This window comes from Streptomyces sp. BBFR51 (assembly GCF_044591655.1).
Taxonomy (GTDB): Bacteria; Actinomycetota; Actinomycetes; order Streptomycetales; family Streptomycetaceae; genus Streptomyces.
Genome location: NZ_CP172448.1, coordinates 8,645,356 through 8,672,329, shown reverse-complemented (window position 1 = coordinate 8,672,329; position 26,974 = coordinate 8,645,356). Strand labels below are relative to the sequence as shown.

Annotated in this window: 22 protein-coding genes and 3 pseudogenes; 17 read left to right on the top strand and 8 right to left on the bottom strand. The window is 69.6% G+C overall.

From position 1 onward, the window contains the following. The first annotated feature begins 154 nt into the window (after positions 1-154). From ACGH7X_RS39465 to ACGH7X_RS39455, 3 genes are read left to right on the top strand one after another with little or no spacing between them, the layout of a single operon-like run. Entirely contained in the window at positions 155-1,063 is a 909-nt protein-coding gene (locus ACGH7X_RS39465; protein WP_399895454.1) for an alpha/beta hydrolase, read from the top strand. Beyond that, positions 1,060-2,541 carry an MFS transporter gene (locus tag ACGH7X_RS39460; protein ID WP_399895451.1) on the top strand — a complete coding sequence of 494 codons (1,482 nt, stop codon included), beginning with the start codon at positions 1,060-1,062 and terminating at the stop codon, positions 2,539-2,541. Before ACGH7X_RS39465 ends, ACGH7X_RS39460 begins: the two co-directional genes overlap by 4 nt. Positions 2,542-2,582: 41 nt before the next feature. After that, positions 2,583-2,879 (top strand): muconolactone Delta-isomerase family protein, encoded by a 297-nt coding sequence (locus ACGH7X_RS39455; protein WP_399895448.1) that lies wholly within the window; start codon positions 2,583-2,585, stop codon positions 2,877-2,879. A gap of 437 nt (positions 2,880-3,316) precedes the next feature. On the opposite strand, the gene ACGH7X_RS39450 is transcribed toward ACGH7X_RS39455, so the two are convergent. Further along, complete coding sequence (locus tag ACGH7X_RS39450) at positions 3,317-3,895, bottom strand: TetR/AcrR family transcriptional regulator (RefSeq protein WP_399895445.1); 579 nt, start codon at positions 3,893-3,895, stop codon at positions 3,317-3,319. 90 nt (positions 3,896-3,985) lie between these two features. On the opposite strand from ACGH7X_RS39450, the gene ACGH7X_RS39445 reads away from it, so the two are divergent. The 4 genes from ACGH7X_RS39445 (at position 3,986) to ACGH7X_RS39430 (ending at position 5,858) form a co-directional block, all read left to right on the top strand. Beyond that, on the top strand, positions 3,986-4,432 hold the full coding sequence (locus ACGH7X_RS39445; RefSeq protein WP_399895442.1) for an anthrone oxygenase family protein: 447 nt from the start codon (positions 3,986-3,988) through the stop codon (positions 4,430-4,432). Between the two features lie 53 nt (positions 4,433-4,485). Then, positions 4,486-4,836, top strand: coding sequence for an antibiotic biosynthesis monooxygenase family protein (locus ACGH7X_RS39440; protein WP_399895439.1), 351 nt, complete (start codon positions 4,486-4,488; stop codon positions 4,834-4,836). A 91-nt stretch (positions 4,837-4,927) separates the two neighbouring features. After that, the gene (locus tag ACGH7X_RS39435) at positions 4,928-5,314 is read left to right on the top strand and encodes a VOC family protein (RefSeq protein WP_399895436.1); all 387 of its coding nucleotides are present in this window, start codon (positions 4,928-4,930) and stop codon (positions 5,312-5,314) included. Between the two features lie 79 nt (positions 5,315-5,393). Continuing rightward, complete coding sequence (locus ACGH7X_RS39430; RefSeq protein ID WP_399895433.1) at positions 5,394-5,858, top strand: DUF4267 domain-containing protein; 465 nt, start codon at positions 5,394-5,396, stop codon at positions 5,856-5,858. Here ACGH7X_RS39430 and ACGH7X_RS39425 read toward each other — a convergent pair. After that, on the bottom strand, positions 5,743-6,519 hold the full coding sequence (locus ACGH7X_RS39425; RefSeq protein WP_399895430.1) for an aminoglycoside phosphotransferase family protein: 777 nt from the start codon (positions 6,517-6,519) through the stop codon (positions 5,743-5,745). The genes ACGH7X_RS39430 and ACGH7X_RS39425 overlap by 116 nt on opposite strands. 451 nt (positions 6,520-6,970) lie before the next feature. On the opposite strand from ACGH7X_RS39425, the gene ACGH7X_RS39420 reads away from it, so the two are divergent. After that, positions 6,971-7,696, top strand: coding sequence for a dienelactone hydrolase family protein (locus ACGH7X_RS39420; RefSeq protein WP_399895427.1), 726 nt, complete (start codon positions 6,971-6,973; stop codon positions 7,694-7,696). 861 nt (positions 7,697-8,557) lie between these two features. Further along, the gene (locus tag ACGH7X_RS39415; protein ID WP_399895424.1) at positions 8,558-9,301 is read left to right on the top strand and encodes an alpha/beta hydrolase; all 744 of its coding nucleotides are present in this window, start codon (positions 8,558-8,560) and stop codon (positions 9,299-9,301) included. Between the two features lie 682 nt (positions 9,302-9,983). On the opposite strand, the gene ACGH7X_RS39410 is transcribed toward ACGH7X_RS39415, so the two are convergent. After that, complete coding sequence (locus tag ACGH7X_RS39410) at positions 9,984-10,676, bottom strand: TetR/AcrR family transcriptional regulator (protein WP_399895421.1); 693 nt, start codon at positions 10,674-10,676, stop codon at positions 9,984-9,986. A gap of 54 nt (positions 10,677-10,730) precedes the next feature. On the opposite strand from ACGH7X_RS39410, the gene ACGH7X_RS39405 reads away from it, so the two are divergent. Next, the gene (locus ACGH7X_RS39405) at positions 10,731-11,960 is read left to right on the top strand and encodes an FAD-dependent oxidoreductase (protein WP_399879949.1); all 1,230 of its coding nucleotides are present in this window, start codon (positions 10,731-10,733) and stop codon (positions 11,958-11,960) included. A 44-nt stretch (positions 11,961-12,004) separates the two neighbouring features. Next, positions 12,005-12,328: a hypothetical protein gene (locus ACGH7X_RS39400; protein ID WP_399879947.1), complete on the top strand. Its 324-nt coding sequence runs from the start codon at positions 12,005-12,007 to the stop codon at positions 12,326-12,328. 403 nt (positions 12,329-12,731) lie between these two features. Here ACGH7X_RS39400 and ACGH7X_RS39395 read toward each other — a convergent pair whose 3' ends face one another. After that, entirely contained in the window at positions 12,732-15,095 is a 2,364-nt protein-coding gene (locus ACGH7X_RS39395) for a dynamin family protein (RefSeq protein ID WP_399879944.1), read from the bottom strand. 977 nt (positions 15,096-16,072) lie between these two features. Here ACGH7X_RS39395 and ACGH7X_RS39390 point away from each other — a divergent pair. Continuing rightward, a complete protein-coding gene (locus tag ACGH7X_RS39390; protein WP_399895418.1) occupies positions 16,073-16,852 on the top strand; it encodes a class I SAM-dependent methyltransferase in 780 nt (259 codons plus the stop codon). Here the strand turns inward: ACGH7X_RS39390 and istB are convergent. The 3 genes and pseudogenes from istB to ACGH7X_RS39375 all read right to left on the bottom strand — a co-directional run bounded on the left by istB (position 16,849) and on the right by ACGH7X_RS39375 (position 20,059). Next, positions 16,849-17,640 carry an IS21-like element helper ATPase IstB gene (gene istB / locus ACGH7X_RS39385; RefSeq protein ID WP_399896661.1) on the bottom strand — a complete coding sequence of 264 codons (792 nt, stop codon included), beginning with the start codon at positions 17,638-17,640 and terminating at the stop codon, positions 16,849-16,851. The genes ACGH7X_RS39390 and istB overlap by 4 nt on opposite strands. A gap of 99 nt (positions 17,641-17,739) precedes the next feature. Next, positions 17,740-19,427, bottom strand: a pseudogene (locus ACGH7X_RS39380) (Helicase associated domain protein); the annotation flags it as partial. A gap of 336 nt (positions 19,428-19,763) precedes the next feature. Then, positions 19,764-20,059 (bottom strand): annotated as a pseudogene (locus ACGH7X_RS39375) (hypothetical protein). A 266-nt stretch (positions 20,060-20,325) separates the two neighbouring features. Here ACGH7X_RS39375 and ACGH7X_RS39370 point away from each other — a divergent pair. From ACGH7X_RS39370 to ACGH7X_RS39350, 5 genes and pseudogenes are all read left to right on the top strand, one after another. Then, complete coding sequence (locus ACGH7X_RS39370) at positions 20,326-20,646, top strand: ankyrin repeat domain-containing protein (protein WP_399895415.1); 321 nt, start codon at positions 20,326-20,328, stop codon at positions 20,644-20,646. Further along, entirely contained in the window at positions 20,636-21,133 is a 498-nt protein-coding gene (locus ACGH7X_RS39365) for a hypothetical protein (protein WP_399897791.1), read from the top strand. The genes ACGH7X_RS39370 and ACGH7X_RS39365 overlap by 11 nt, the downstream gene beginning before the upstream one ends. Next, positions 21,130-23,796, top strand: coding sequence for a Helicase associated domain protein (locus ACGH7X_RS39360; RefSeq protein ID WP_399897677.1), 2,667 nt, complete (start codon positions 21,130-21,132; stop codon positions 23,794-23,796). Before ACGH7X_RS39365 ends, ACGH7X_RS39360 begins: the two co-directional genes overlap by 4 nt. A 117-nt stretch (positions 23,797-23,913) precedes the next feature. Beyond that, positions 23,914-24,621: a TnsA-like heteromeric transposase endonuclease subunit gene (locus ACGH7X_RS39355; protein WP_399895412.1), complete on the top strand. Its 708-nt coding sequence runs from the start codon at positions 23,914-23,916 to the stop codon at positions 24,619-24,621. 269 nt (positions 24,622-24,890) lie between these two features. After that, positions 24,891-26,395 (top strand): annotated as a pseudogene (locus ACGH7X_RS39350) (ISL3 family transposase). A 44-nt stretch (positions 26,396-26,439) separates the two neighbouring features. Here ACGH7X_RS39350 and ACGH7X_RS39345 read toward each other — a convergent pair. After that, entirely contained in the window at positions 26,440-26,835 is a 396-nt protein-coding gene (locus ACGH7X_RS39345; protein WP_399895409.1) for an AAA family ATPase, read from the bottom strand. Positions 26,836-26,974 lie beyond the last annotated feature (139 nt).

Sequence of the window (26,974 nt, the reverse complement as noted above, 5' to 3'; positions counted from 1 at the left end):
GGGTCGAGAGTGACTCCGCAACGGACGGGGTGTCAACAAGTAGGTCACTTCCGATCAACAGAATATGACTCTCGACTTGACAGGCAGTCAATCGTCTTGGTTATCATCCATCGCGGAGCGCAGCGAGCGCTGGCAGGACCAGGAAGGGAGACCCATGGACCCCAACGGTGATGTGCGTGTCGAGGGGGTGGCGCTCCCCAGCGAGGGGGTCGAACTGCGCGGCGACCTCTACCTGCCGGCGTCGCAGCCCGCAGGAGAGGCCTCTCCCGCCGTACTCGTGGCCGGCTCCTGGCTCACGGTCAAGGAACAGATGGCGGGCCGCTACGCCGCCGGACTCGCCCGGCGGGGCCTGACCGCGCTCGCCTTCGACTTCCGCGGCTACGGGACGTCCAAGGGCGATCCGCGGGACTTCGAATCGCCGGAGCGCAAGATCGCGGACATCGGCAGCGCCGTCGAGTACCTCAAGACCCGGCCCGAAGTGGACCCGGCCCGGATCGGTGCGCTGGGCATCTGCGCCGGCGCCGGGTACATCGCGGTCGCCGGATCACGCGACCCGGAGATCCGCTCCGTCGCCATGGTCGCCCCCTGGCTGCACGACCGGGCCCTGGTCCAGGACATCTACGGCGGCCCCGACGGCATCCGGGAGCGGATGACCCTGGGCGAGGCGGCCCGGGCGAAGTACGAGACGGCGGGCGAGGTCGACTACATCCCGGCAGCCAGCGACACCGACGAACGGGCCGCCATGTACGGCCCCTTCGACTACTACCTGAACGCCGACCGGGGAGCCGTCCCGCAGTGGGGCAACCGGTTCGCCGTCATGAGCTGGCCGGAGTGGCTGACCTTCGACCCCATCGCGGTCGCCCCCCGGTGCACGGCACCCACCTTCATGCTGCACAGCCCGGACGCCGCCGTCCCGGACGGCGCCCGCCGCTTCCACGAGGCGCTGACGGCGCCCAAGGAACTGCGGTGGACCACGGGCACCCAGTTCGACTTCTACGACCAGGAACCGACGGTCGCCCGGGCCCTGGACTCGGCGAGGGCCCACTTCGAAAGGACACTGTGAGCGGGCGACCTGCCGCCGGCTCGCCCCCCGGGGCCACGGCGGCCGACGCCCGCCCGACGCTGAGCCCCAACGCCACCGTCCTCGTCGCCTGTCTGGCGTTCTTCGTGATCACGCTGGACACGACGGTGGTGAACGTGGCGCTCCCGAGCATCGGCGCGCAGTGGGACGGCCAGGTCTCGGCACTGCAGTGGGTCGTGACGGCGTACACCCTGCTCTTCGCCGCACTGCTGCTGTCGGCGGGTGCGATCTCGGACCGCATCGGCGCGAGCCGGGCCTTCACGATCGGTTTGTCCGTCTTCACCCTGACCTCCGCACTGTGCGGACTCGCCCCCAGCCTCGACGTCCTCGTCGTCGCCCGGGCGATGCAGGGGGCAGGCGCGGCCGTGATGATGCCGGCCTCGCTCGCCCTGGTCCGCCAGGCCTACGACGACCCGTCGCTGCGCGCCCGCGGTATCGCCTGGTGGACGGCGGGCGGTGGGGTGGCCGTCGCCGCGGGCCCGGTCGTCGGCGGAGCCCTCACGACCGGGCTGGGCTGGCGCTGGATCTTCTTCATCAACATCCCCGTCGGCATCGTCGCCCTCGTCGGCATGCTCCGGGCACCACGGTCCCCGCGCGGACAGGCTCCGATGGACCCGGCAGGCCAGATCACGGCCGTCCTGGCCCTCGCGGCCCTGGTCTTCGCCGTGATCAACGCGGGCTCCGACGGCTGGACGAACCCGGTCACCATCGCCGGTTTCGCGGTCGCGGTCATCGCCGCCGCCGCCTTCCTCGCCACCGAGTCCCGCCAGAGCAACCCGGCGGTACCGCTGACCATGTTCCGCAACCCCGCGGTGGCCGTGTGCACCAGCGCGGGCCTGGCCCTCAACCTGGGCTACTACGGACTGGTCTTCGTCTTCACGATCTTCTTCCAGGAGCACCGCGGCGCCTCGGCCCTGATGGCGGGCCTCATGTTCATCCCGATGACCGCCTTCACCACCCTGGTCAACCTGCTGGCGGGCAAGCTCACCAACCGCCACGGACCGCGCTTCCCCCTGGTCACCGGCCAGGTCATCCAGACACTGGGCATCCTCGGACTGCTCCTCGTCACCGAGGACACTCCCACCCCCCTGCTCCTGCTGCTGCTCGTTCCGCTGGGCATCGGCGGCGGCCTGGCGGTACCGCCCCTGACGACGGCCATGCTGGAATCCGTCCCGCACGAGCGGGCGGGCCTGGCCTCCGGAGTCCTCAGCGCGGCCCGCCAGTTCGGCGGCGCCATCGGCGTGGCCCTGCTGGGCGCACTGATCGCCGACTCGGCCCACTTCATGACCGGCATGCGCATCAGCCTCGTCATCGGGGCCGCGGTCCTGGTGGCCACGACGCTGGGCGTCATCCGCTACCTGCCCGCCGGCCACCAGCACATGAACGCGCCGCAACCCCCACCGGGCAAGGCCGGCACCGACCCGGTCCCCGCCCACCCCGACGGACCGCACACACGCTGACGGACGGCACCGGAACAACTCACCCAAGGAGGACTGGTCCCATGGATTTCATGATCCACCTCGACGGCTCCCGCGTCTACGAACTGCCTGCCGAAGAACGCGACGAGGTCGTCAAGCGTGAACACGCACACGCACACGAACTCATGGCCACCGGCGTGCTCAAGCACATCTGGCGGCTGCCCGGCCAGCGCGGCAACGTCGGCATCTGGTCGGCAACCGACGCGGACGCACTCGAGCAGGTGCTGGCCTCACTGCCCATCCGCCCCCACGCGGACATCAAGGTGACCCCGCTGGCCACGCACCCCCTCACCCTGGAAGCGGCGGACAACCACGACTAGCGCGGCAAGAACCGCCCCCGCCTGGTGAAACAGGCGGGGGCGCAGCACGGCCGTCCGGCCTCTACGGCGTGGGACGTCAGCATGGGCGCTCCGGTCCACGACGGCCGCGGACCGTGCATCCCCGGACAGGTTCTCTACCCTTCTGTGCTTCCTGGGCCGGTCGACGGCCTCCTCGGCAGCGGACAGCAGGAGTCGAAGAGCCCGTTGGGTCCGGCCGCGGACGCCTCCGCCGACAACGAGACCGGCGCCCGCGCATGTCATGGACTGGCCTGCTTCCGGGCCCGGCCCGGGCTGGGGGCAGAGCAGGGAAGAGAAGTTGCGGTGTGGGCCCGGACCACGCGGTCCGGGCCGACGTGTGTGTCTGCGCGAACAGCGTTGTGGCGTCCGCCGAGTAGGGGCGGGTCGCCGAGGCATCCAACGCTGCCGTGCTCTGTGCGTCAGAGCACGGCGAGGCGGTCCACCAGCAGTTCCAGCCTCTGCTCGGTTTCCTCCGGCAGCAGCCGTCGTGCCCGGGTCAGGGTGGCCAGTCCGTGCAGGGACGCCCAGAACGTCTCGGTGAACAGTGCCGGGTGGACGCCGTCCCCGGCGACCTCGCCGAGTGTCTCCAGCAGCGCGGCGAAGGCGTCTTTGAGCGGCTGGGGGGTGTCCTCCTGCGCGTATGCCAGGCCGCCGTCGAGCTGGAACAAGGCGTCGTAGACCGCCGGGTTGCGCTCGGCGAAGTCCAGGTAGGCGCGGGCGAGGGCGGCGACCCGCTCGCGCGGGCCGTCCGCGGCCGAGGTCGCGGCCCGCACCGCCGCGGCCATTTCGGCGGCGCCCTCCAGCGCGACGGCGCCGATGATCTCGCGCTTGCCTCGGAAGTGGCTGTAGAGAACGGGCTGGCTGTACTCGATGCGCTCGGCGAGCCGGCGGGTGGTGACCGCGCCCCAGCCCTGCTGCTCGGCGAGTTCTCGGGCCGTGGCCACGATGAGACGCTCGCGGCCCGCCCGTTCGCGCTCCTTGCGTTCCTGTACCGACATGATTCGATCCTAGCACCGCTAGACAATCAAGCGGCAGTAGGGTTAGCGTTGCCACATCAGCTAGCAGCACTAGATGTGAAGAGGGTCGTCATGCTCAACGCACTTCAGGTCGTCACCACCGTGGCCGTCGGCCTGATGGTGGGGGTGGAGTTCTCCGTCGCCTTCGTCATGAACCGGATCTTCAACGCACTCCCCGAGGACAGCGGCCAACTCGGCCGCGCCCACGGGGGCCGGATGCTCGGTGCCGTGATGCCGGTCTGGTACATCGGCTCGCTCGTCCTCGTCGCGGCCTGGGCCATCGCCGGATGGCACGACCCCGGCACCGGCCTCGTCGTCACCGCCGGAGCGCTGCTGCTCGTCAGCGTGATCATGTCGGTCCTGCTGCTCGTCCCGATCAACAACCGGGGCAGGACGTGGACCCCCGAGAACCGGCCCGAGGACTGGAAGGAGCAGATGAACCGCTGGGACCGCTACCACTACGTCCGCGTCGCCGTCATCGTCGCCGCCTTCACCCTCCTGGTCGCCGCCCTCGCCTGAGCCCGCGGGTCTCGGCGACACCCACCGACCGACAGCGAGAGGAAGTACCGAAGATGGCCGAGCTGCAGAGTCTCGACCCGCAGACGCCGATGTTCGCGCAGTTCGAGGAGAAGACCGGGCCCGTCGTCCTGGCCAACACCTTCGTCGTCCCGAAGGAGAGGACGGAAGCGTTCCTGGCCCTCTTCGGGAGGCAGGCCGAGTTCATGAAGGCCCAGCCGGGATTCGTCTCCCTGCAGATGCACAAGGGAACGGCGGACAGCCGGCTCCTGATGAACGTCGCGGTCTGGGAATCGACCGAGGCGCTCGCCACGGCGTTCGGCAGCCCGGAGTTCCAGCGCATGGCTGCCGAGTTCCCCGACGACATCGTGTCGTACCCGCACATCTTCGAGCAGATCGACGCATGACACGGCGGCCGCGTCCGGACCATGTCGACGGACCGCCGGGACCGCCGGCCGACCCACCGCGCGTAGCCCCCGCCCCCGACAAGGAGTCCCTGTGGCCGTGGAACTGAATCACACCATCGTCCCCGCCCGTGACCCGCAAGCCTCGGCGCGGTTCCTGGCCGGGATCCTCGGCCTGGGCGTCGATCCGCCGCTGGCGCACTTCACGCCGCTCACGCTGGCCAACCAGGTCAGCCTGGACTACGACCGGCTGGACGACTTCGAGCCGCACCACTACGCGTTCCTGGTCAGCGAGCAGGAGTTCGACGCCGCCCTCGCCCGCATCCAGCACGGCGGACTCACCCACTACGCCGACCCCGCATGCCGAGATGACGGGCAGATCTATCACAGCGAGCGCATAGCAGGCCGCAGGGGCACCTACTTCCACGACCCCGACGGACACCTCATGGAAATCCTCACCCCGGGCGGCGCCGGCTCGTGAGACCGACGGCGGCCGCCCCAGCCGTGTGCGTCGCCGCACCCTGCCCCCACCCCAGGCTGAACGTCAAAGGAGAGGCACCATGTCGCTGAAGAACGTCAACACCGTCCTGGCCACCGCCGTCACCCTGTTCGTCCTCTACCTCGGGCTGTCCTTCATCCTGACCCCCCAGACGTCCACTCCGGGCGTCGGCCTGCCGAACTGGCCCGACGGCGACGGCGGCGGCTTCCTCACCATGAAGGGCATCCGCGAATTCGCGATGGGCCTGGTCATCGGCATCCTGCTGGTGACGGGCCACCGCCGCGCCCTGGGCCTGGTCCTGCTGATGGAGGCCGTCGCCCCGTTCGGCGACATGATCGACGTCCTGGCCCACCACGGCTCCGTCGCCGCCGCGTTCGCCATCCACGGCCTGACCTCGGCGCTGATCGCGATCACCGGCCTGCTCTTCCTCCGCGAGACCAGCAAGGCCAACGAGGCCAACGAGGCCGGCAAGTCCCATACGGCCCGCAAGGCCCCCGCGCCGGCGCCCGCCGAGCAGCCCGCCTGACAGCTGCGTACGAACACCGCCGGCTGTCGGCCAGAGCCATGAGGAACCGAGTCTCTGCGTCGTCCCGCCCCGCACACCTGCGGGGGACCGCGATGAGGGCGGCCAGGGCTCGGCACCAACCCAGCACACGGCGAGGAGACATGCCAGGAACCAGCGCCGCCGGCTCCTCGATCCTCTGCTCCAGCACGGCTGGGCCCGCAACTCCTTCAAGCACCCAGTCCACGGCGTCGAAGTCCGGGTCGCCCCACGTCGGCCTCGGATCAATCGCCACCATGCGGGCGCCCGGACCAGACAGCACGTTGGCCGGATGGAGATCACCGTGCACGAGTCCCACAGGCCCGTTGCCGGCAAGTTCCAGAGCTGCCGCTCGCGCCTGCCGAAGCACCTTCGAGCCAGCCGGGTCGTTCACGTCGCCCGCTGCCAGCCTGCGGTCGGTCAAATCGACCACGAAGTCGATGCGGTGTGAGAGAAGCCGCAGTGCCGAGTGCTCACCCGGCGCGGGAGCAGCGGCCCGCAGGTCCCGCAGCAGCGCCGTGACCTCGGCCAGACTCCACGCACGCCGGCTCACCTGCACTCCCGGCTGGACCGTGCCCACAAGCGTGGCTGGTTCCTGAGCCTCCGGCCGCGATGAACGCCCCGCGATCGTGTCCACGGTCTCCATAAGGTGAGTCTGGTTCTGTTTGTGTGTACCGTTTCCGGAGTCGGGTTCATCTTATGGAGGGGAGACTCCATGCCCCTTCACGGACAACAGCGTCGACGGCCTTCGGGTGCCCCTGGCTCACTTCCGGCCGCTCTTGTCCTTGTCAGCCTCCGGCGCATCGGGGTCCCGTAATCGGTGAATGCCTGCCCCGGCGGGGTGGGGTGTCCCTCGCGGCCGAACAGCATGTCGGGGCAGGAGGCGTTGCCGGTCGCGACGACCTGGGGTCTGTGGACCAACCCTGTCTGTGAGCAGCGGCGTTCGGTGCGCCCGTTCTTTCGGGCGGACGGCGGTTGTTCACAGGTTCTGGGCTGAACCGCTGACAAGGTGGTTCCGGGTGACGCCAGAGACCTGTCTTCTGCCGGCGGCAGAACACTGGCCCGACCGGGCTCGACGATCGCTACAGTCCAGGCTCATGAAGACGGTTGCAACGCGCACGATCGAATACGCGGCCGACGGTCTGACGATGACCGGGCATCTCGCGCTGCCGGCCGGTGTCGACCGCCGGCCCGTGGTCCTGGTCGGGCCCGAGGGGGTGGGGCTCAGTGACGTCGAGCGCCGCCGGGCCGATGCGCTGGCCGAGCTGGGATACGTGGCTCTGGCCTTCGACCTCCACGGCGGGCGCTATGTGAGCGATCCCGAGGAGATGCTGGCCCGTTGCATGCCGCTGCTCGCCGACCCCGACCGGATGCGAGGTATCGGCCACGCGGCGCTCGATGTGCTCCGCGCCGAGCCGCGGACCGACCCGGACCGGATCGCCGCCGTCGGCTACGGCACCGGGGGCGCAATCGCGCTGGAACTCGGGCGCGACGGCGTCGACCTGCGCGCGATCGCGACAGTCAACGGACTGACCACGGGCCGGCCGGGCGAGACGGCGCGCATCCACTGCCCGGTGTGGGCCGGGGTCGGGTCGCAGGACCCGATCGTGCCGCCCGCGCAACGGGACGCATTCACTGCCGAGATGCAGGCTGCGGGCGTTGACTGGCGCCTCGTGGTCTACGGCGGCGCCTTGCACGCCTTCCATCACCCACCGGTCGACCACATCGTGCGTCCTGGGGTCGGTTTTCACCCTCAGCACGCGCAGCGAGCTTGGCGGGACGTCGTCGACCTGCTCGCCGAGTGCCTGCCCATAACGGAGTGATCTCGTCGGCAACCACGATCTGGGATTGCCGGTCAAGTCGGTCGATCGGGGCTGCTCGGTAACTCGCGTGCGTGCGTGATCAGGCAGACGGCCGGTCCGAGGAATGTTTCGTGGATGCCGTCGTGTTGTTCCAGTGGATGTGCAGGCGGCGGTACTTGTCGTGGTCGTGGCCGCGGTCGGCCGGCAGTGTGTCGGGGCGTCGGCGGGGTCTGCCGGCCTGGCCGGCGACGGCGGGATCTTGTCGAGCGGTGGTTCGAGCCGGGTGACGTCGCCCGCGGTTTTTGCCGGGCAGCGACACCGCGAGCGGGATGCCCTGTCCGACGACGGGGTGGTGCGTGCTGCCCGGCCGTGTGCGGTCGACCGGGCCGGGCCCGTGTTTGGGTCCCGTCGGGCGGCCCGCACGAGTGAGGAGTCGATCACTGCCTGTTCCCAGTCCAGCTGGTTTTTCGACCGGAGCTTCTCCAGCACAGTACGTGCAACTGGTCCCGGGCGCCGGCCTCGTTCCAGGCCGCAAGACGCGGCCGGCAGGTCATGCCCGAGCCGACGCCGAGTACCTGCCCCAGGGTATGTCGTCTGGGTGAGGAGGGGATCCGGGGTGTCTTCGCCGAAGCCGGGAGCGTTTTGGCTGCCGGGTAGTGAGGACACCGGCTCGGGTCGTGGCCGGTGTGCGGGGTCTGTGTGAAATCCCGTTGGCGGAACACGGTGTCCACTGTTAGCTTTCTCAGGCCGTGTGAGGGAACGAGGGGGTGGTAGCCGTGGACGCAGTATCGACATGGGTGCTCCTCTGCGGGGTCACGGTCGGGCGATAGACAGCAGGTCGTCCGGGAGCGCCGTTGCAGTGCACTCCCGAAAGGCACGACCATGCATGTCATTTCCGAGCAGCGCCTTGAAGACGGCGTCCTCGAACGTGAATTCACCCTCGGTGAGATCCCCGGCATTCTGTGGACGCCCGCGTCGGCGTCCGTGTCCGCACCGGTGCCGCTGGTCCTGCTCGGCCACCCTCCGATGGGGCTGCGTTTGGTGTACCCGCGGCTGGTGGCCCGGGCCCGGCACTGCGCGGCGGAGGGCTTCGCCACGGCCACCGTCGAGCTTCCCGGAAGCGGTGAGAGGCCCCGTTGGCCGGCCGCCGAGCAGGCCCGCGCCGACTTGCGCCGGGCGTTGGAGGCCGGCGGGCCGGTCGGCGGCGAGATCGTCGACGCCCTCATGCTTCCGCTGGTCGACAAGGCGGTCCCGGAATGGCAGGCCGCCCTGGATGCCCTCCTTGCGCTGCCCGAGGTCGGCGGCCCGGTCGGATACTCGGGGGGCGTGATCTCCATCGGGGTCCGGCTGGCGGTGGTCGAGCCGCGTATCTCGGCGGCCGTTTTGTTCGCCGGCAGTTTCGTGCCTCGCGCCATGTTCGAGGAGGCTGGGCGGGTCACCATTCCGCTGCACGTCCTGTTGCAGTGGGACGACGAGGGCAATGACCGGCGGGCCGCTCTGGACCTGTTCGACGCGTTCGGGTCCAAGGAGAAGACGTTGCAGGCGAACATGGGCGGGCACACCGGCGTCCCGCAGTTCGCGGGCGACGCCGCGGCCCAGTTCTTCACCCGGCATCTGAGCCGGTAGCCGACGGTTCCCCGCCGTCGGTCCGCCGGCGGACGGTGGTGCCGCAGCAGCGTCGGCGGCGGGGACGGTGGCCGGGCCGGTGGCGGGGACGGTGGCGGGGACGGCGGCCGGGCCGGCGGCGGGGAAGGAGGGCACAGGGGTGCAGGGGGACCCCGATCAACCCGCAGGGCGAGGGCGAGGGCGAGGGCGAGGGCGCGGTGCGCGGAGTGCAGGGTGCGTACCGCGGCCGGTCAGGCCGGGTCGGCGGCTGGACGCCGGTGCGCTCGCGGCCGGGCTTCTTCGGGATCCACAGGAAGCCCGGGTCGTTTCCCGGGACGACCGTCGATGTCGGTGTGCAGCTGATGGGCCTGCTCGCGTTCGGGCCGGCCGCCGTGCCCGGATTTCGGGTAGAGGCGGGTGAGGCCGAGGCCGAGGCAGGCCGCGAACGCGCCCCAGCGAACGAAGCAGACGCCCCGGCGGACGAACCCGGCTCCGAAGACCTGCCGGCACCTTCGCACTCTGGCGCGGAGTGACGACCGTGGACCGTGCTCCGCGTACGGGCCCCGACCCCCGAGGCATGCCCGTGCTCCGTATACCCGCCCTTCTCCGCACCCCGGCCCCGGTCGCCGAGAACACGGCCACGCAGTGCGCGTATGACCACCGGCATCACGCCCACGACCGACGCCTGGGCAAGAGCCAAGCGTCACGCCGGCGGCCGGGTGAGTTTGACGGCCACGGCGTCGAGGACCCAGTCCAGGCCGGTCGCGAAGGCGGTCTCGGCGTCCACGTCCGTGCCGTCGTACACCGCCTTGGCCAGCGCGGGGAAGCGGCCCGTGGCCAACATGCCTGTCACATGCGGGCCGTGGGCGCGCCGCCAGTCCTGCTTGGACAGACCCGTGACGCGCTCGGCCCGCAGGTTTGCGATCTCGCGCCTGATCGCGCCAGTGAAGTAGGCGCTGACAGTCTCCACGGCGCGCATGACGGTGTCGATGTCGGTGAGGTCGTCGAGGGCGGCCAGCGTGGTCTCGGTCACGGCGAGGCTGTTCGGGCCCAGGGCCGGGCGGCCGCCGAGCAGGTCGGCCAGCCATTCGTGACGGAGAGCGGCCTGCCTGGTGCGATGGGCGAGGATGCGCAGCGCCTCTCGCCAGTCACCGGGCTGCTCCTCGGGGAGAATCTCGGCCTGGACCTCGTCCATCATGAGGTCGAACAGCTCCTCCTTGGTGGAGATGTACCTGTACAGCCGCATCGGGCCGGCGTTCAGCCGGGCGGCCACCTTGCGCAACGACACCGCTTCCAGCCCGCCCTCGTCGGCCAGCGCGATCGCGGCGGCGACAATCCGCTCCCGGTCGAGCGGCACGGGGTGAGTCGGCGGCTCCGGCCGGTCCCACACAGTCATAGGTGACACCGTACCGTTGCGATGCATCGTAGACGAGCAATACGGTGTATCAACATGAGACCCCGTATTGCAGTGGTCGGGAGCGGTCCCGCCGGGCTTGCCTTCGCCCGCGTCATGCACCGTCACGGCCACCCCGTCACCGTCCTCGAACGCGATGCCTCCCGCGACGCCCGTCCCCCGGGCGGCACGCTGGACCTGCACGAAGGGCTGGGCCAGCTGGCGCTCAAGAAGGCGGGGCTGCTCGCAAGGTTCCGGGCCCTGTCCCGTCCCGAGGGGCAGGCCATGCGCATCCTGGACACGGACGGGACCGTCCTGCGTGACTGGCGTCCCCGCCCGGACGAGCAGGCCAATCCCGAGATCGACCGCGGGCAGCTCCGTGACCTGTTGCTCGGCCCTTTGGACGTTCAGTGGGGGCGGGCCGTGACGAAGGTGGTGCCCGACAGCCCCGGCGGCGTCCTGGTCCACTGCGCGGACGGCCGGCAGGAATCCTACGACCTCGTGATCGGCGCGGACGGCGGCTGGTCCCGGGTCCGTGCCGCGGTCTCGACCGCGACACCGCAGTACACCGGCGTCACCACGGTCGAGACCTCTCTGGACGACATCGACACCCGCCACCCCGGCCTCGCCCGACTGGTCGGCGACGGCTCCGTGGCCGTCTACGGCGTGAACCGGGCACTGGTCGCCCAGCGCAGCAGCGGCGGCCACGTCAAGGTCTACGCCCGGTTCCGCGGGCCGGAGGACTGGCACACGGGCCCGGACTGGCACACCGGCCTGGACTGGCACACGGGCCCGGACGGCCACGCGGACCGGGACCAGCACGCGGACCGGGACCTGAGCCCCACCGGCGCCGGGAAGCAGGCCGAGACCGAGGCCGTGCGCTCAAGTCTGCTGGCCCAGTTCGACGGCTGGGCGGCCCCCGTCCTGGACCTCCTGCGCCACGGCACGGCCTTCGTCCCCCGCCCCCTGTACGTCCTGCCCGTGGCCCACACCTGGACCCACGTTCCCGGGGTGACTCTCCTGGGCGACGCCGCCCATCTCATGCCCCCGCTGGGAGCGGGCGCGAACCTCGCGATGCTCGACGGCGCCGAACTCGCCGAGTCCATCGCGGCCGCCCCCGGACCCGGTTCCGGGCCCGGGGACCTGGACAGGACCGTCCGCGCCTTCGAGGAAAAGATGTGGGCACGCGCCGGCAAGTGGGCGAGCATCACAACAGCCGGTCTGGAACGCCTCGTGAGCCCGGACCCCTCACAGGCCCTCGCCCTCTTCGACGAGGTCCAGCCCTGACGAGGTCCGGCCCCTTCTGACTGTTTCAGCGGCCACTACGCAGAGTGGCCGCTGAAACAGCCAGGCGCGAGAGCACGGCGCGCCCGGTGCACCCGCTCCTCGCCCAACTCGTCCTCCAGGACGACGCCGGCTCCGGTGCACCCACCAGCTCCGTTGACCTCGATCTCGGCCGTTACCGCAGGCGAACGCGCCGGTCTCTGCTGGCCGCGGTGGCTGTCGAATCGCTGGGCACGGGCGTGTATCTCCCGCCGGCCGTGCTGTACTTCCTGAAGGGCACCCAGCTGGATCTGGGGACCATCGGGCTCCTGGTCGGCACGGGCACCGCAGTGACTCCGCCTGGCTCTCCTGGACAGCCTCCCGTGACCTGAGTCGGTGCACTGGAGGAAACGCAGCGTGGCCCGCCTGGGCGGGCGGTGCCGCTGACCAAAGGCCAACGGGGTCGGGTGCGGCTCTTCTGCAGGGACCGACCCGCTCCGGGCAGCGGTGCGCAGGATGTGCTCGGTGTGACTGCCGGCGGCGGTCGAGTACCTCAAAGTGGCCTGACCGCTCTTCGTGGTCCCAGGGCACGGCCCGGGCGGCCGCGGGGGATGTGCCGTTCTTCGCCCCGGGCCCCCCCGGGGCGATGCGCGCTCATACGCGTCGGCGCTTGTTCCCGTGGCCCGGCCATGCCACAGATGACAGATCACGGGCGCAGCCTGGGGCGCGCTCGCGACGCCTGCTCGGGACTCGGCCCGGGCCGGGCTCCGTCGCGACGCGCATGCCGCAGCCGGGTCAGAGGAACTCCGAAGCCCGGAGGGACTCGACGAGGATGCCGGCTTCGGCGCACAGCGGTTCGAGCTGGTCGATGAGTTCCTGCCGGACCTGGTTTTCTGGGTTCGTGATGCGCTCGCTGATGCGGTCGCGGGACTGTTCGAGCTGCTCCCGGTACTGCGCCAGATTGTCCATCAGATGATCGACGACATCGGTGCCCTGAACACCCGTTGCCAGCATGAACTGCTCCTTGATCGCGGCGGCTTCGGTGTCCAACGCGCCGATCCACTCGTCCTGGAGGACATGCAGGGAACTGATCCGGCCCTTGCGGCGCTGAACACCGAGGAAGACCAGAGCGGCGACCCCGGCGACCAGGCCGGCAGGCGGGAAGAGTGTGCCGGCCGCGGCCAGACCGTACAGCCAGCCCCCGCTGGCTGCGACGGGTGTGACGATGCCGACCAGCGCCGCTGCCCGCTGCACCACGTCGTGGCGGGTGGTCGAACGCGGGCTCTGCTGGGGAAGCGAGAGGCTGTTCACGTCAAGAGTGAAGTCCGGAAGCCGTCCCGCGAGATCCTTGTCGCCGAAGACCTGGTCCACCGCCTGGACCAGGTCCTTCCTGAAGTTCTCGAACTCCTCGGTCCACAGCGTCGCCGGACCGGCAGGTTCCTCGATCCAGGTACGCAGCGTCTGGGCCTTCGACACCTGAACCTGGTTCGCCTTGGTGGGCCTGTTGAGGTCCGTGGCCCTGATGACATCGTCCAGCTCGGCGTGGAGATGGGCGGGCAGCCGGGTGAAGGGGCGAACGGTCCGCGCGATGCGGTTGTGGAGTTTGCGCTCAAGATCCTCGCGCATGCGCGGCAATGCGGAATCGAGGAGCTCCAGTCGTTGCCGCTCACTCTTCAGCAACTCCTTGAGCTCGTCGATCTCAAGGCGTTCGTCGCGCAGCCGCACGGCAAGCGCCTGGTGCCGCGGGGCCATCAGGGTCCGGGCCTCCGCCGCCACCGCAGCGATGTGCCGGGCGCCGGTCCCGGTACTGATCAGGTCCTCGATCGCCTGGCGCAATGTCTCCATGCGGCTTCCGGCACGCTGCCGCTGTGCTGCGGCCTCCGCTCCCTGTCCGCTGAGTTTGTCCGCACGTGCTTCCAGGGCCGGGGAGACGGGCAGGAAGCCTTCACCGATGAAGCCGAGATCCGGCTGGCCGTTCGCCAGCGTGAAATTGTCCCGCAGGTATGTGTTGTTGCGGGCGATCGTCGCCTTCCACTCCGGGACGTTCCGGAGGTCGAGATTGGCTGCCGCGTCGATGGCGGTGACCACCCACACCACCCGCTTGCCCGACAACAGGTAGTGGTCGTACAGGAACCGGATCAGATCAAGGTCACGTTCCGAGAGGGTGCGGCTGGCATGCGACACATACATGAAGCAGTCCGCGTCGGCCATCGCCGTCCGGACGATCATGTCATGGACCGGATTCGGGGAACCGTAGCCGGGCAGGTCGTAGAGCTTCGCCGGAAGCTTGGCGCCGGCGAGCATGATCTCGAGTTCGGCCACCTCACGTCCGCGGTGAGGCCTGAGCCGGTCGGTCACGTCCGCTTCCTGCATCGCATACGCCGCAACGACAGAGGGCGCCGGGGAATTTCCCACCTCCTCCCACCCGTCCTCACCGGAATCCGTGAAACGCACCCGCAGATAACCGGTGCCCCCGGCGTCGACGCTGGACTGGTCCTCCACCGGGACCACACTGGCGGGACACGCAGTGGTGGGAACGGGAGACGAAGGCAGCAGGCCCACGAACTTGTCCGCCGTGTGACCGTCGGCGGTCGCTACCTCGACCAGCTCAAGCCCGCCCTGCAGGCCACTGAGAAGGAAGCTCTTGCCCGACGAGAAAGCACCCAGCAGCGCCACGTTGATGAGGGCCGAGGCCGCACGTGTCCTCAGCCGAGTCATCGTGCCCGCGTCGCCGAGGACCTCCTGCGGCCACTGCACCGGAGTCTCGGGAGCGGCCGACGCGGCGCGAAGCCACACCTCGCACCGATCGAGAACAGCGCGCAACTCGTCGCGTACTTCGTCTACGTCCCTCGGCACAGTCACGGCACAGGTATAACCCAGGCCGGCGAGGCAGCGTGAGCGTTCACAAGATTCCCCCGGCACAGCGCGGGCGCAGACAGGTACGTGATTGCGCAAGAGGTGCGCCACCCTGGCCGCGTGCTGGTGATTCCGCGCACCATTGCCCTTCGTGACCGGACGACGGATCGTCGTGTCCCAGCGTGCGGTCCTGCCGGACGGCAGGATCCCGTGACCGGAGAAGCTCGAGCAGGGAAGCCGCCGCGCGGGAAAGGAACTGTGAACCGCCCACTCAGGGAGCCGGCCGGACACCTGGCCGAGCATGTGCCATGTCCTGCCCCTGACCCCATCGACATACTGCTACGGCGCCGGACAGCGTCGCTGGGGACAGCCCGCCGGGCGGCCGCCGCACGGCCCGCCGCCCGGACACACACCGTCCACCGGGCCCCGGACCGCACCTACGGCGCCCCGAGGACCACCGCCGAACTCCGCGACGGAGGGCGAGACGGTCAACCACAAACGCGTCACCCGGATCATGAGCGCCATCGGGCCGGCCCGGCTTCGCCTGCGCCCGACAGCAGCAGCCCCCCTTGACACAGGACGCCAGACCCCCCGGGTACAGCGACGCGACCCGCAGACCCCCTGCCCTGCGATCAGGGACACATACGGCCGGCCGGCCACCCCGAAACCACGTCCACCACCGGCCCATGACCAAGCACCGCAGAAAGCGGCAATGAAGCCGCCCAATCCGTTCCGGCAGCGCCAAAAACCGAGACAGGAACACCCGGACCCGAGCAACATGGCCCACCCTGCGCACCGAGCTCAAGCTACGCAGCCACCGCTCGACCGTACGTTGCCCCGCCACCGTGCCGAGCACCGACGGCGTACTGCCGGCCGCCGACGACACCCAGGGCAACGTAATGATGCCGGACGCCATCTAGGCCTCGTGGGGTGATGAGGAGACGTATGACTGGCTGCATAGCTCTCAACGAGTGTCGTTTGTCGATGAGTTCGGATGTCCTCCGAGGGCCCGCGAGGCTTGGAATATCGGTGAGTTTCGATGTCACTCGGACGCTCTGGCAAGGCATCCGGAGACCGCGGAGAGCATTCTCCCGGCGCGAAGCGCCGGGGCGTCGTAGACATGGCTGGGCAGCACGTGACCTTGGGGGAGGCATGCGCTGCCCTCAGGTTGTCCGGGTTCTGTCTCAGGTTCAGCGGATAGCGATCATCGGGTGCGAGAGGTTCCCGGCGTGGCGGATGCCCGGCAGGGTGGAGACATGACTGTGGGATTCAGTGGCGCAGTGGCCGAGTACTACGCAGAGTTCCGGCGCGGGTACCCCTCCGAGGTTTTCGACGCATTGCAGGAAGTCTTCGAGTTGTCGGAAGCCGACGTCGTACTCGACTTGGGGTGTGGCACTGGCCAGCTTGCCCTTCCTTTCGCTTCCCGGGTTCGTTCCGTGGTGGGAGTGGACCCCGAGCCGGACATGCTGCGGCTGGCCAGCGTTGCAGCCGGCGACCAGGGAATCAGGAACGCGACCTGGATCCTTGGCTCCGACACCGACGTTCCGGCGCTTGGAGCCCTGATGGGAGAGCGGTCGCTGGCACTGACGGTGATCGGACAGGCTCTTCACTGGATGCAGCACGAAGAACTCTTCCGTGCTGTGTCGCCGCTGCTCCGCGTAGGCGGAGGTATCGCGGTGATTTCGAACGGAACGCCGCTGTGGCTGCAGGACAGTGCATGGTCTCGAGCTCTGTGTGGCTGTCTGGAAGAGTGGTTGGGAATCACGCTGGAAGCGTCCTGCGGCACCAGCAGCCGCGACCGGCTGAGGTATGCGCAGGCGCTGGAGTCCGCGGGCTTCGTCGATGTGCGGGAGATCGTAGTCGAATACAGCGGTGAACTGACCTTCGATCAGCTGTTCGGCGGCGTCTGCTCAGCAATTCCCGCCGACCAGTTGCCCGGGCCGGACGAACGCGCTGTCTTCGCCGAACGTATCCGGCAAGCGCTCCCCGCGGACGAGCGGTTCACCGAGCACGTGAGGGTGTCCACGCTGGTGGGACGTGTCGGGGTCGTCGATGCTTAGCCAGTTGTCGCACCGGCCCGTGCCCGGGTCTGTGCGAGGCGGTAGGAGTCTGTGCCGGTCTCGATGATGGCCGCGTCGAAGGTGAGCCGGTCGACGATGGCCGTGCAGAGCCTCGGATCACTGAACGTCTTCGTCCAGCCGCCGAAGCTCTCGTTGGAGGCGATGGCGACGCTGTTCTTCTCCTCGCGCTCGGTCAGGACCTGGAACAGCAGCTCGGCGCCCCTGCGATCAAGCTCCATGTAGCCTAATTCGTCAATACAGAGGAGATCGACACGTCCGTAGCGGGCGATCGTCTTGGTCAGCAGCCGCTCGTCGGCCGCCTCGACGAGTTCGTTCACCAGTTTGGTGGCGAGGGTGTAGCGGACGCGGTAGCCCTTCATCGCGGCCTCCGTGCCCAGCGCGATCAGCAGATGCGATTTCCCGGTGCCCGAGTCGCCGATCAGACAGAGCGGCTGTCCCTTCCTGACCCACTCGCAGGTCGCGAGGGTGTTGATCGCGGCGGCGTCGACGTTGGGATTCGCGTCGAAGTCGAACGCCCGCAGTGACTTCTCGCGCGGAAACGCGGCGGCCTTGATCCGCCGTTCCGAGCGGCGGCGGGCCCGGTCGTCACACTCGGCCAGCAGCAGTTCGGCGAGGAAGCCCTTGTAGGACATCTGATCGCGCTTCGCGGCCTCGGCGAGGTCGGGGAACTGGCCCCGGATGGTGGGCAGCCGCAGCATCCGGCATGCCTGGTCGATGGCGGTGTCGGCGGCTTGTTCGGTCAGGCCGTGATGGCGTTGGGCACTCACGTCGCTTCTCCCTCGGTGGCAGGGGCACCGCCTGGGCGGCGGTGTCGTAGCAGCTGGTCGTAGGGGGCCACCGAAGGCAGCGGCCGTGTGTCGGCCGGCAGGCCAGTCCCAGTCCGGGTCGATCTCCGTCAGCTGCTGCGCGTGCGGCGGCCCGCTGCGGGTCCTTGCCCAGGCCGTCCTTCCGGCGCAGGTTCGCCATGTGCTGGCCGACGGGCACCATCGCCTCGCCCTCTCCCCACACGGCGTCCTGGCGTGGCGCGAGGTGTCCCGTGGCCCGCCGGTAGGACCGGAGCGCGGCGAGCTTGTTCTCCCAGGCTTCCTCGCCCGGCTCCCAGACCATCCCGGCCTCGGGTGCGTCCAGCAGCGTCTTGCGCCGCTCCTCCAGCTCCCCGGCCCGCAGCGCCTTGCGCTGCTGATGCACCCACCGGCCAAGCGGGAACGCCTTCGTCGCCCCGACTTCGACCTCGACGTCGTAGGGAACGGCGTAGAGGCCGGTGATCTCGTTCTCCTTCCGCCACCGGAGCAGTCCCTGGTAGCCCTCCAGCCACACCAGGGACTCCGGCCGGTAGACCCGGGTCCGGAGGAACGCCGCGATGGTCGCGGCGTCGCGCGGGCTGGAGAAGTGGAGCAGGGCGGCTTCGGCGGCGGCCTGGTTGTCGTCCTCCTCCTGGTCCTCGCCGTCGCCTGCGCCGCCGGCCCCGACGATCTGTCCGTCCTCGTCACGCTTGACGTGGACTGTGCGCTTGCCGCTCGTGAGCGCACGGGAAGCGAGCTGCTCAACAAGTCGATCATCATGCGAGCGGAGCCCCTGGAGGACCGCTACAAGGGGACGGAAGCTGGCACTGGCGACCATGTCCTGCGGGTCCTCGCCGGGCTCCAGGAAGACCGGCACGATGATCCTGGCGACCTTGGTGGAGCCGTCGCGGTTGAGCCGGAGGGCCCGGCCGATGTTCTGGACGATCTCGACCTGGGAGCCGCGGGTGTCGGCGAAGCAGATCGAGTCGACTCCCCGCTCGCCGGTGATGTCCACGCCCTCACCGAGCACACGAACCGAGGCGAGGAAGGCGCGGTGCACCCGGCGCCCGGCGGCGTTGATGCTTGGCGAACTGGCGCAGCACCTCCCGCCGTTCGGCAACGAGGTGGTCTCCGCACAGCCACGCCGACCACACCCGGTCCGGCGGGACGTGGCGGCCGGCCTCCAGCTCGTAGAACTCCGCGTCGATCGACGACTTCGGCAGCTTGTCGGCGGCGGCCAGATCGGCGTCGGAGGCGTCGTTCAGGTACAGCGCGGCAGCCGAATCGGGCAGCATGTCCGCGAACGCTCGGGCCTCTTCGACCTTCTGGTGGAACGTCATGACCGTACGCAGGTTGTACGCCGCCGCGTGCTCCAGGAGCGCGGTCTGCAGGAGCGCCAGGCGCCGGCCCCGCTGCGCCTCCTCCGACTCCCCGAGGACCGGCGAGGGATCGCGGATCTCCAGCACGTCGATCTCGAACCCGGCAAGGATCTCCCGCTCGATCGCCTCGCTCAGACCCAGCTCCGCGAGCCAGGCGCCGTACGTGCCGTCCGGGTCGTCGGCCATGGTCGCGATCTCCGCCTCCTGGCCGTCCGCACCTTTCTGCGGGCGAGCCGCGGCGAGGATGCGCGGTGTGGCGGTCAGGTACAGCCGGAAGTCCGCCGGGATGCGGGCGTTGTCGTGGATCGCGGCCCACGGACGGCCAAGATCACCGGCGGTGCCGTGGGCCTCATCCACGATCGCGAGCGAAAAACCGTCCATGCGCTGGCCGTAGAACGCTCACGCGGAGCGTGAGCGCTGGCGGGACGCTGCGCGTCCCGCCGCTCACCAGACCGGCTGCGCCGGTCTGGTGACGCTCCGTCCGCTGCGCTCCCGGAGTCACGGGGGCCTGCGCCCCTGGTGGGGGCTTCCGCTGCGCTCCAGCCACCTGGTGGCGCTGCGCGCCACAAGACGGACGAGGCTGCGCGGGCTCGTCAACGGGCCTTCGGCCCGGGCATCTACAGGGGTGGGGGTGGTCCTCCGGCAGTGGACTGTCAGCAGACCGTGGACTCCGCCCCCGGTGAGGCGGAGTCGGGGCTCGGATTGACTCGTGGGAAGAGTGATGGGCCCTCAGGCAGGGGCGTGACGGCGGGTGCTCGGCAGCCTGTGCGGGGCAGCGTGGTGTACGGGCCGGCCTGTGGCGGGAACGGCGAGGCGCCGCAGGGCGAGGCTCGCGGTGACGAGCAGGACGGTGAAGACGGCTAGGAGGAGGACGGACACCCACATCTGACGGCTCCCCGGGCCTGCCAGCCGGTCCAGGCCGCGGACCCTGCCCATAGGAGGATGGCCGCAGTGTAGAAGGAGCGGATACGGCGCAGTTGCCGCTCGGCCCGCAGGAACTGGATGCGTTCGGTCTTCGGTGCCATGCGGCACCATGTACCCCGAGGCACGCCGGCCATCAGGGTCGGACGGGACCTCGTGGAAGGGGATCTGTCGAGGGGGGCCCGCAAGTCCACATCTCAATGTGATGCAGCATGTAGCATTGGCGTAAGGTAGGGACACCCCAGTAGGCAGGTGTCCGCAACGTCCTGGCAAGGCCGGCGGAGAGGGAAACATGGTGGATTCCGATGCGCTGAGGCCGAGCTCTTTTCCCAAAGTGGAGCCGTGGACGCCGGCGCACGAGGCCGTAGAGATGAGTGAGTATGAGACTCTCGCCAGGCTCCTGGACGCTGGGGCCGATCCGGACGAGGTGTGTTTCGGGCTCACGCTGCTGACTCACGCGATCGGCCTGGAAGGCGACGCTCACGTACAGACGGACTACCCCCTGAATACGGCCTCCACCGCGATCCTGCTGGCCTACGGTGCTGATCCGCGTCTGCCAGCCATCGACGGAGAGACGCCCCTGCAGGTCGCCGAGTACTACCACCACGAGCCGATCAAGCGGCTGCTCCAGCGCTTCCTCGCCCTGGCCCTGGCCCCGGCGGAGACTCCAGGGAGTGCGCGTGACGAATGACCGCGGGCCTTCGCCCCTCGATCCAGACTCCGCTTACAGGGATGCCTCTATCTACGTGGACGCGGAGGCCGCTCCGCGGGTCGTAGGCCGGCTTCGAGACTTGCTCGGCCTCGTCGAGGACGCTGGCGCGGAACTGGTGGTCGGGCCAGTGCGCGTGGAAGGCGAGCCCAACGACTACGCCACAGGCCGGCGCGCCCACCCCTTCGACTTCCTTCAGTGGCCGACCGTGCTGGAATGCGAGGCCACTGCGGGAGCGCCGGCCGAGGAGGTGGTCCAGGCCGTCGCAGCCGTGCTCGGAGCACTGTGGCGCGGGGGCTTCAAGGCCGTAGCCGCCTGCGACTTCGAGGACGAGCTGCCCGCCCGCGGCGGCATCGACAGGTACCCGCTCCCCGCCTCTGGCTCTGGCTCTGGCGGGTCCGGTGCTTCCGCGAGCTCGTGGTGGAGAAACCTGATTTCGCCCGGAAAAAGAAGGGATCGAATGTCGTGATCAGCCTCCGGGAACATCAGGTGACCCAGAAAACCGCAATCCGGGAATGGGTCAAATTCTTTGCAAGATCATCTGTTCCTGCTGAAGGGGCGCGGGGCACACTGGTGTCCGCCACCGGTTCGGGCAAGACGATCACGGCTGCAGCGAGCGGGCTGGAGTGCTTCCCGGGCGGCCGGATTCTGGTGAGCGTGCCGACCCTGGACCTGCTCGCACAGACCGCCCAGGCGTGGCGGGCGGTCGGGCATCGGGCGGCGATGGTGGCGGTGTGCTCGCTGGAGAACGATCCCGTCCTCACCTCGCTGGGGGTGCGCACCACTACCAATGCGATCCAGCTGGCGCTGTGGGCCGGGTCCGGGCCGGTCGTCGTGTTCGCCACGTACGCCTCCCTCGTGGACCGCGAGGACCCGGAGGACCCGACGGGCCAGCGCAAGGTCCGCGGGCCGCTGGAGACCGCTCTGGCGGGCGGGGAACGGCTCTACGGCCAGCGGATGGCCCCGTTCGACCTCGCCATCGTGGACGAGGCCCACTCAACCGCGGGTGATCTTGGCCGGCCGTGGGCGGCGATCCACGACAACGCCCGCATCCCGGCGGACTTCCGGCTGTACCTCACCGCCACGCCGCGGATCCTCGCCTCACCCCGCCCGCAGAAGGGCGCGGGCGGAATGGAGGTGGAGCTGGCAAGCATGGCCGACGATCCGGACGGCACCTTCGGGGCGTGGCTTCCCGGCGCCGAACTGGGGCTCTCGGAGGCGATCGAGCGGGGCGTCCTCGCTGGATTCGAGATCGACGTCCTCGAGATCCACGACCCCTCCCCCATCGTCGGGGAGTCAGAGGAGGCACGGCGGGGCCGGCGCCTGGCGCTCCTGCAGACCGCACTTTTGGAGCACGCCGCGGCGTGCAACCTGCATACGGTCATGACCTTCCACCAGAGGGTGGAAGAGGCCGCAGCGTTTGCGGAGAAGCTGCCCGAGACCGCTGGTGAGCTGTATGCACGTGATGCCACCGGCGAGGACCTGGCGACCGCAGGCGAGCTGCCCGCGTCGTCGATCGGCGCTCAGTTCTACGAGCTGGAAGTCGGCCGGCACGTGCCGCCGGAGCGGGTGTGGTCGGCGTGGCTGTGCGGCGACCACCTCGTCACCGAACGCCGCGAAGCCCTGAAGCAGTTCGCCAACGGCATCGACGCCACCGGGCACAGGGTCCACCGGGCGTTCCTCGCCAGCTGCCGCGTCCTCGGGGAAGGCGTCGACATCACCGGCGAGCGCGGCGTGGAGGCCGTCTGCTTCGCGGACACCCGCGGTTCCCAGGTCGAGATCGTGCAGAACATCGGCCGGGCCCTTCGGCCCAATCGGGACGGCTCCACGAAGGTCGCGCGGATCATCGTGCCCGTCTTCCTCGAACCCGGTGAGGACCCCACCGACATGATCGCCAGCGCCTCGTATGCCGGGCTGGTCGCTGTGCTCCAAGGCCTGCGTTCGCATGATGAACGACTCGTGGAACAGCTCGCCTCTCGCGCGCTCACCAGCGGCAAGCGCAAGACCCACATCCAACGCGACACCGAGGGCCGGATCGTCACGGCCGACGGCGCGGGGGCCGAGGAGCAGTCCGGCGACGACGGTGCGGTCGAGTCGGCGCTGCTGCACTTCTCCACCCCACGCGACCCGGCGACCATCGCAGCGTTCCTGCGCACCCGCGTCTACCGACCCGAATCCCTCGTGTGGCTCGAGGGCTACCAAGCCCTGCTCCGCTGGCGGAAGGAACGCGAGATCACCGGTCTCTACGCCGTCCCCTATGACGTCGAGACGGAGGTAGGAGCGACGAAGTCCTTTCCCCTTGGGCGATGGGTGCACCAGCAGCGGAAGGCGCTGCGGGCAGGAGAGCTGGAGGAGCGGCGCAAGAAGCTCCTCGACGCCCCGGAGGCCGGGATGGTCTGGGAACCGGGCGAGGAAGCCTGGGAGACCAAGCTCGCCGTGTTCCGGGCCCATCGGCGTGCCACTGGGCACCTCGCGCCCCGCCAGGACGCGGTCTGGGACGATCCGGCCGGCGACGGGCCCGTACCCATCGGGCAGCACATCGCCAATCTCCGCCGCAAGGGCGGCCTCGGCAAGAACACCGAGCGTGCGGCTGCACGCGCGGCGCAGCTGACCGCGATCGATCCCGACTGGAACTGCCCCTGGCCACTCGACTGGCAACGTCACTACCGCCACCTCGCCGATCTCGCCGCCGACGAACCCGACGGAACACTGCCCGACATCACACCCGGCGTGACCTTCGACGGCGACGACATCGGACGATGGCTCCAACGACAACGCCGGGACTGGAGACTGCTGACCACCGAGCAGCGGGAACGGCTGTCGAAGCTGGGCGTGCAGCCCGACCAGGAGCCGCCTCCCACCCCGACGGTCAAGGGCGCGGCGAAGGGGCCGTCCAAGGCGCAGCAGGCGTTCCAGCGCGGGCTGGCCGCCCTAGCCCAGTACATCCAGCGCGAGGGCAGAACCGTCGTTGGGCGGGCGCACGTTGAGAAGTTGCCGGACGGTTCGGCGATCAAGCTGGGTGTGTTTTTGAGTAACCAGAAAGCCAGGCGTGACCGGCTGGATGCGACACAGCGGGCCGCCCTCGCCGAGCTGGGCTACGCCTGGGCTGCAGAGCAATCCGGGCGCAGCTGAACGTTCGCCGATGGGCCGCGCGTCGCCCATTACCGGATGGGGCGATAAACCGTTTGGCTGTGTATGCAGGATGCTGGGCGGAGCGGAGCGAGGGCACGGCGGCCAGAAGTCGAGTCGGTGGATGTGCTGTTCCGGGCTGCGGGCGGAGCGGCGGAGTGTTCGAGGTGGTCGTCGGCCGCCGCCGAGGTGGTCTTCGAAAGCTGTCCGCCGCTGAAATCGTTCCCAGTCCGCAAAGGCAAGCGGCTGGCACCGGGATGGTGGTGGTCGGCCACCACCGGACGGCTGGTGCACTACGGGTCCGCGGCGATGCGGCTGCACGTGATGCTCCTCGACCGCGACCCGCGTGTCAGCGGTCTGGCCGCCCGGCCACTTGAACTGCGGTGGCATGGGCCGAGCGAGGTGCGGGCGCATGCTCCGCAGCTGATGCTCCGGCTGGCCGATGGCCAGGGAGTGCTTGCCGACTGCACAGGGAGAGGGGAGCTGTCTCGGCGGCAGCGGTCTCTTGCTGCGGTGGTCGGAGAGGTCTGTGCGGCGGTGGGCTGGCGGTACTGGGTGCTCGGGCCTGTCGACTCGATCTACCGGCGCAATGTGACCTGGCTGGCCGGATACCGGCACCCGCGGCACCACGGTGATCGGTTGCTGGCTGTCGCGCTGCAGGAGGCGTTCGCTGAACCGGCGCCGCTGTCGGAGGGCGTACGCAGGGTCGGGGATCCGCTGCTCGTGCTTCCCGCGCTGTTCCATGCGCTGTGGGCGGGACGGCTGACGGCGGACTTGGCGGCGCCGGTGCATGAGCGGATGCCGGTGTGGGCGCAGGCGGCAGAGTGAGGGCGGCCAAAGGCGGGGTGCCGGGCAGGCCGGTGGTGAGGCTGGGGTGCCAGGTGCGGTTCGGGGGGCGTGCCTGGACGGTGAGGGCGCTTGCTGGCGGTCAGGGGTGGCTGGTCGCCGAGGACGGCGAGGTAGCGGCGGTTTTGCTGTCGCTGCTGTTCGCCGATGCGGGGTCTGTCAAACGAACGGCTCTGTCTCACATTCGGTGGTGACGGAGAGTCGTGAGGTTCGTTGATAGTCACGTGAAAGATGTCAACGAGCTCGTCCAGATGGTGTTTTCGGGCCTGTCCCCGCTGGTCATCGCGGATGTCGCCGACGAGGGCGAGCTGATCGTGGTCCGGGCACGAACGCCGCAGGACACGGCGGTCTGCCCGGTGTGCGGGGCGTCGTCGGGGCGGGTGCACGGCTACCACTGGCGGACTGTGGCTGACGTACCGGTCGACAGCCGACGGGTGGTGGTCCGTGTGCGGGTGCGGCGTCTGGTGTGCCCCACTCGCGGCTGCCGACATACTTTCCGCGAGCAGGTGCCCGGAGTCCTGGACCGATACCAGCGACGCACCACCTGTCTGACCAGGCAAGTCAAGGCCGTGGTCAAGGAGTTAGCGGGCCGGGCGGGGGCACGTTTGCTGGCGATACCCGCGGCGGGCGTCTCGCGTCACACGGCTCTGCGTGCCCTGTTGCGCATCCCGCTGCCCGCAGGGCGGACGCCCCGTGTGATCGGCGTCGACGACTTCGCTCTGCGCCGGCGGCACCGCTACGCCACCGTGATCATCGATGCCGAGACGCATGAGCGGATCGACGTGCTGCCCGACCGCACGGCAGTCACCCTGGAGGCGTGGCTACGTGAGCATCCGGGCATCGACGTCGTGTGCCGCGACGGCTCCGCGACCTACGCCGAGGCCATCCGCCGTGCCCTGCCCCGTGCGACGCAGGTCGGTGATCGGTGGCATCTGTGGCACAACTTGTGCGAAGCCGTCTTGAGCGAGGTCAGGCGCACAGCACCTGCTGGGCCGCCGTGCTGGACGCGCCCATCTACGAGGGACCCCGCGCGCAGACGACCCTGGAACGCTGGCACCAGGTCCACGGCCTGCTCGATCAGGGCGTGCTGCTCGAATGCGCCCGCCGCCTGGAACTGGCCCTGAACACCGTCAAACGCTACGCGCGAGCCGACCGGCCCGAGCGCATGCTCCGCGTCCCCAAGTACCGCGCCAGCCTCGTCGAGCCTTACCGCGAGCACCTGCGCAAACGCCGGGCCGAGGAACCCGGCGTCCCCGTCCAGCACCTCTTCGAAGAGATCAAGGCCCTCGGGTTCACCGGCTGCCTGAACCTCCTGGACAAGTACATCAACCAGGGCCGTGCGGATACCGACCGCAGCCACATCTCCCCGCGCCGCCTCGCTCGGATGCTGCTCACCCGGCCCGACAACCTCAAGACCGAGTATCGCGATCTTCTGGCCCGGCTCACCGCCGCCTGCCATGAGATGACCCAACTGGCCGCCTGCATCGGGGACTTCGCCGAACTCCTGACTCCTCGCCCAGAACATGCCGCCAAGCTCGATTGCTGGATCACCCAGGTCCGCACAGCCGATCTGCCTCATCTGCACGCCTTCACCCGCGGCCTGGACCGAGACCGCGACGCCGTGATCGCCGCGCTCACGCTTCCGTACAGCAACGGCCCCACCGAGGGCGTGAACACCAAAACCAAGCGGATCGCACGCCAGATGCACGGACGAGCAGGCTTCACCCTGCTCCGCCACCGCATCCTCCTCGGATAGCGACACTCTCCGTCACCACCGAATGTGAGGCAGAGCCGAACGATTTACAGTCCCGGCCCCGGAAGACGCTGCGCCTCGTCCACCAGGAAGGTGCGGGGGCAGTCGGCCAGGGCGGTCTTCAGCAGGCGGTCCAACTCGCTGGGGTGACGCGGCGGCTCGCCGGCGAGGTCAAGCACGGTGAACAGTTCGTCGCGCACTGCGCGGGCGGTGGGACGGGCCCGGAAGGTGATCTTGCGGACGTCCTCGCCGGGTACGAGTGCGCGCAGGCAGATGTTGACGGCGAGGGTCTTGCCGAAGCCGGCGCCGCCATGGATGCACATCATCGCGCGGGCCGCGACCGTGTCGGAGATGTTCTCCGGCGCCGCCGACAGCGCGCGGTGGTGACCACGGATGCGTCGGGCAGGTCGACGTACCGGTAGGTGGCCGCGGTCACGAGGCATCTCCGTCTTCACCGGTGGTGGAGGTGCGGCCCGCCTGTCGCGGCCGTCCGGGGCTGAAGCGTGGTCACGGTCGTACGGGTACCGGACGGGCGGGCCTGGTGTGGTCGGCGCGGTCAGGAAAGCCGGGGTGCGCCAGTCG

Bases quoted from the DNA above. Each gene is read 5' to 3' on its own strand.
- ACGH7X_RS39450 (WP_399895445.1), bottom strand. From the start codon at position 3,895: ATGTCGGTACAGGAACGCAAGGAGCGCGAACGGGCGGGCCGCGAGCGT.
- ACGH7X_RS39425 (WP_399895430.1), bottom strand. From the start codon at position 6,519: ATGGAGACCGTGGACACGATCGCGGGGCGTTCATCGCGGCCGGAGGCT.
- ACGH7X_RS39445 (WP_399895442.1), top strand. From the start codon at position 3,986: ATGCTCAACGCACTTCAGGTCGTCACCACCGTGGCCGTCGGCCTGATG.
- ACGH7X_RS39370 (WP_399895415.1), top strand. From the start codon at position 20,326: ATGAGTGAGTATGAGACTCTCGCCAGGCTCCTGGACGCTGGGGCCGAT.
- ACGH7X_RS39440 (WP_399895439.1), top strand. From the start codon at position 4,486: ATGGCCGAGCTGCAGAGTCTCGACCCGCAGACGCCGATGTTCGCGCAG.
- ACGH7X_RS39430 (WP_399895433.1), top strand. From the start codon at position 5,394: ATGTCGCTGAAGAACGTCAACACCGTCCTGGCCACCGCCGTCACCCTG.
- ACGH7X_RS39345 (WP_399895409.1), bottom strand. From the start codon at position 26,835: ATGCCTCGTGACCGCGGCCACCTACCGGTACGTCGACCTGCCCGACGC.
- ACGH7X_RS39410 (WP_399895421.1), bottom strand. From the start codon at position 10,676: ATGACTGTGTGGGACCGGCCGGAGCCGCCGACTCACCCCGTGCCGCTC.
- ACGH7X_RS39420 (WP_399895427.1), top strand. From the start codon at position 6,971: ATGAAGACGGTTGCAACGCGCACGATCGAATACGCGGCCGACGGTCTG.
- ACGH7X_RS39405 (WP_399879949.1), top strand. From the start codon at position 10,731: ATGAGACCCCGTATTGCAGTGGTCGGGAGCGGTCCCGCCGGGCTTGCC.
- ACGH7X_RS39395 (WP_399879944.1), bottom strand. From the start codon at position 15,095: ATGCTCGGCCAGGTGTCCGGCCGGCTCCCTGAGTGGGCGGTTCACAGT.
- ACGH7X_RS39415 (WP_399895424.1), top strand. From the start codon at position 8,558: ATGCATGTCATTTCCGAGCAGCGCCTTGAAGACGGCGTCCTCGAACGT.
- ACGH7X_RS39465 (WP_399895454.1), top strand. From the start codon at position 155: ATGGACCCCAACGGTGATGTGCGTGTCGAGGGGGTGGCGCTCCCCAGC.
- ACGH7X_RS39455 (WP_399895448.1), top strand. From the start codon at position 2,583: ATGGATTTCATGATCCACCTCGACGGCTCCCGCGTCTACGAACTGCCT.